The organism is Peterkaempfera griseoplana (genome assembly GCF_001418575.1).
GTDB classification, from domain to species: Bacteria; Actinomycetota; Actinomycetes; order Streptomycetales; family Streptomycetaceae; genus Peterkaempfera; species Peterkaempfera griseoplana.
The window spans coordinates 1-3,251 of sequence record NZ_LIQR01000535.1 but is presented as its reverse complement, the minus strand read 5'-3'; the positions used below and the strand labels follow the sequence as shown (position 1 = coordinate 3,251).

The window sequence follows — 3,251 nt, the reverse complement described above, 5'->3', positions numbered from 1 at the left end:
CCCCTGTCCAGCACGGAGCCCCACCGCAACGGCCCCCACCGCCGGAGTACGGGCGGTTGCGGATCGCCCCCGGGTTGCCCAGCGTGGAGGTGCGCCCCCGGCGCCGTCCTCATCACCCACAGCCGCCCACGCGAACAGGACTCCCGATGCCCCAGCTTCCCCCGCCACCCGATCCCGTCCTGGAAGACGCCGCGCAGGAGCTGGCGGAGGCCACATCGGGGCACCCCCGGATCTACGAGCTGCCGCCCGAGGAGGGCAGGTCCGTCCTCGCCGGTCTCCAGGGCGGGGAGGGGGTGGGCCGTCCGGAGGTGGACGAGGAGTGGGTGGAGGTCGACGCCGGCCGGCACGGCCGGGTCAGGACGCGCATCATCCGTCCGCAGGGCGCACGCGGCACGCTGCCGGTGGTGCTGTACATCCACGGCGCGGGCTGGGTGTTCGGGGACGAGAACACCCATGACCGCCTGGTGTGCGAGCTGGCCGTGGGCGCCGAGGCCGCACTGGTCTTCCCGGTGTACGACCGGGCTCCCGAGGCGCGGTACCCCACCCAGATCGAGCAGAACTGGGCGGTGGGTCAGTGGATCATGGAACACGGGGCCGAGAAGGGCCTCGACGGCTCCCGGCTGGCGGTCTGCGGCGACTCGGTCGGCGGCAACATGGCCGCCGTCTTCGCACTGATGGCCAAGGAGCGCGGCGGGGTGCGGGTCAGCTCGCAGGTGCTGCTGTACCCGGTGACCGACGCCGGGATGGACACCCCCTCGTACCACCAGTTCGCCGACGGCTACTACCTCACCCGCGACGGCATGGCCTGGTTCTGGGACCAGTACACCACCGATCCCGGGCAGCGCCGGGAGGCCTGGGCCTCGCCGCTGCGGGCGTCGTCCGAGCAGCTCCGGGGGCTGCCCACCACCCTGGTGATCACCGACGAGGCGGACGTGCTGCGGGACGAGGGCGAGGCGTACGCCGCCAGGCTCCGCCAGGCGGGGGTGAACGTCACCGCGGTGCGGGTCCTGGGCATGGTGCACGACTTCCTGATGCTGGACAGCCTCCGGGACACCCGGGCCGCCAACCTCGCCCGCCACCTCGCCATCGGCACCTTGTACAGCACCCTGCACACCGCACAGCCGGTGGACACCCGCTGACGTCCGCCGGTACGGGGCCGGCCCGCGCAGCGGACCGGCGGGTCCGCTGCGCACGGCCCGCGACCCTCGGGTGAACGCCGCAGCCGGATCCGGCCCCGCGTTGGTGGACACCCTTGCCGGGTGTCCACCAACGGACGGGGACTCCCCGGCCCTCAGGCCGGGAGGAAGGTCAGGGGAGGCGGACGACGGTCTCCGCCTGCGGGCCCTTGGGCCCCTGGGTGACCTGGTACTCGACCCTCTCGCCCTCGTCCAGCGCCCGGAAGCCGGAGCTCTGGATGGCGGAGAAGTGGACGAACACGTCCGGGCCGCCGTCGTCCTGCTGGATGAAGCCGAAGCCCTTTTCCCCGTTGAACCACTTCACGGTGCCTGTTGGCATCATTTCGTTCCTTTCCCATGCCGCCGGGACCACCCACGGCGGCATCCCGGAGACCGCTGCCGGACCTCGGCGCCGAAGCGCGTCCGAGCTCCGCTCACCAGCGCGGGACACCCGCCCAGCGCGGGCGGACGGAGGCCTCCGGGTGCACGCCCACCGACGGCCCGCGACTGCGCGCGGGCCCCGTCAGGGGCCACGCCCAGCACATCATCCGGACGGCGGCACAGCGACCCGAATCAGGCGGACGGGTGGTGACTCCGGGGAACCGCCGGTGCTCAGTGGTGGTGGCCGCCGCTGTGGCCGGGGTCGGGTGAGCCGCCCATCATGCGGAGCATGGCCGGTCCGCCGGTGCGGGCGAAACGGACCACCAGGGCCGCGGCCAGGGTGAGGAAGGCGATGTTGAGCCAGGTGGTGTAGTTCCAGCTGACGCCGCCCATGGGGATCTCCGCGGTCCGCTGGTCCGGGATCAGGCCCAGGGCTCCGAAGGAGAACTCGACGACGTAGCCGGCGGCCGCCATCGCCGCGTAGAAGGTCGCGGCGAGGAAGACGGTCATACGCCGGCCGTAGTACTTCCGGTAGATGTTCAGGATTGGCAGGATCAGCAGGTCGGCGAAGATGAACGCCACCACTCCGCCGAAGCTGATGCCGCCCTTCCAGAGCACCACCGCCAGCGGTACGTTCCCGATCGAGCAGACGAAGGAGGCCACCGCGACCAGCGGGCCGACGAGCGGGCCCCAGAGCTTCGCGGCGAGCGGATGTCCTTCGAAGAAGAAGGTGCGCCAGAACGAGTCGGGCACCCATGCGGCGATCGCACCCGCGATCAGCAGACCCACCACCAGGTCCCGCAGGATGGCGGCCCACTCCATCACGAAGACGTGCGACACGGAGGTCCACCCCCGGCGGGAGAGCAGCCTGCGTACGAAGGAGCCCTCCCCGCGGATGGACATGTCCATCGCCGCGTGCCCCTCCATCGAGCCGGCCGCCCCCCGCTCGGCCTGCGTCCGCGCCTCCCGTACCAGTGGGTCGCCCAGCAGGAGGCGGAACAGCACCGCGAGCACCGCGATCATCACCGGGCCGCCGACGAACTCCGCCGCGGTGAACTGCCATCCCATGAGCAGCGCCAGGATCACACCGAGTTCCACGACCAGATTGGTGGAGGCGATCTCGAAGGCCATCGCCGCGGTGAAGTCCGCGCCCTTGCGGAACAGCGACCGGGCCAGGGCCACGGCTGCGTACGAGCACGACGAGGACGCCGAGCCGAGCAGCGCGGCGACCGACAGGGTGCGGGGCCGGGCGTCCCCCAGCAGCCTGACGACGGTGGCCTTGCGCACCACCGCCTGCACGATCGCGGAGAGCAGGAAGCCGAGGATCAGCGCCCAGGTGATCTCCCAGGTCATCGACCCGGTGATGGACAGTGCGTGCCGGACGGCGTGCATGGGGCCCCCGGGGTGTCGGTGTGCGGCCGGTCGGGTCGAGCGGCCGGTCAGGTGGCATCACACCAGCATTCACCCTTGGGGGGTATGCCTCCGGGCGACCCGGCGTGTCGGGGCGGCCCCGGGGCGGCGGGGCCGCAGGGCCGTGCTTCGTGTGCACCCCGGCGAGGCCTCAGTGCCCGTACCCCGGACCGGACGTCGCCCCGGGGTACGGTGTCCGGCCGTGCCGGACCGACCCGGCCGGTCAGGTCCGACGGGCCGGGCGTCCCCGCAGGAGGCGGGCCGGCCCCGGCGGGGGCGGTGGGC

Annotated in this window: 3 protein-coding genes; 1 reads left to right on the top strand and 2 read right to left on the bottom strand. The window is 72.7% G+C overall.

The annotated features are described in order from the left end of the window. Nucleotides 1-146: 146 nt before the first annotated feature. A complete protein-coding gene (locus AOK09_RS31970) occupies nucleotides 147-1,139 on the top strand; it encodes an alpha/beta hydrolase (protein ID WP_055590720.1) in 993 nt (330 codons plus the stop codon). Nucleotides 1,140-1,308: 169 nt separating this feature from the next. Here the strand turns inward: AOK09_RS31970 and AOK09_RS31965 are convergent, their stop codons facing one another. Continuing rightward, nucleotides 1,309-1,515, bottom strand: a complete 207-nt coding sequence (locus AOK09_RS31965) for a cold-shock protein (RefSeq protein ID WP_055590721.1) — start codon at nucleotides 1,513-1,515, stop codon at nucleotides 1,309-1,311. 272 nt (nucleotides 1,516-1,787) lie between these two features. Beyond that, nucleotides 1,788-2,948: a permease gene (locus AOK09_RS31960; protein WP_055590719.1), complete on the bottom strand. Its 1,161-nt coding sequence runs from the start codon at nucleotides 2,946-2,948 to the stop codon at nucleotides 1,788-1,790. Nucleotides 2,949-3,251 lie beyond the last annotated feature (303 nt).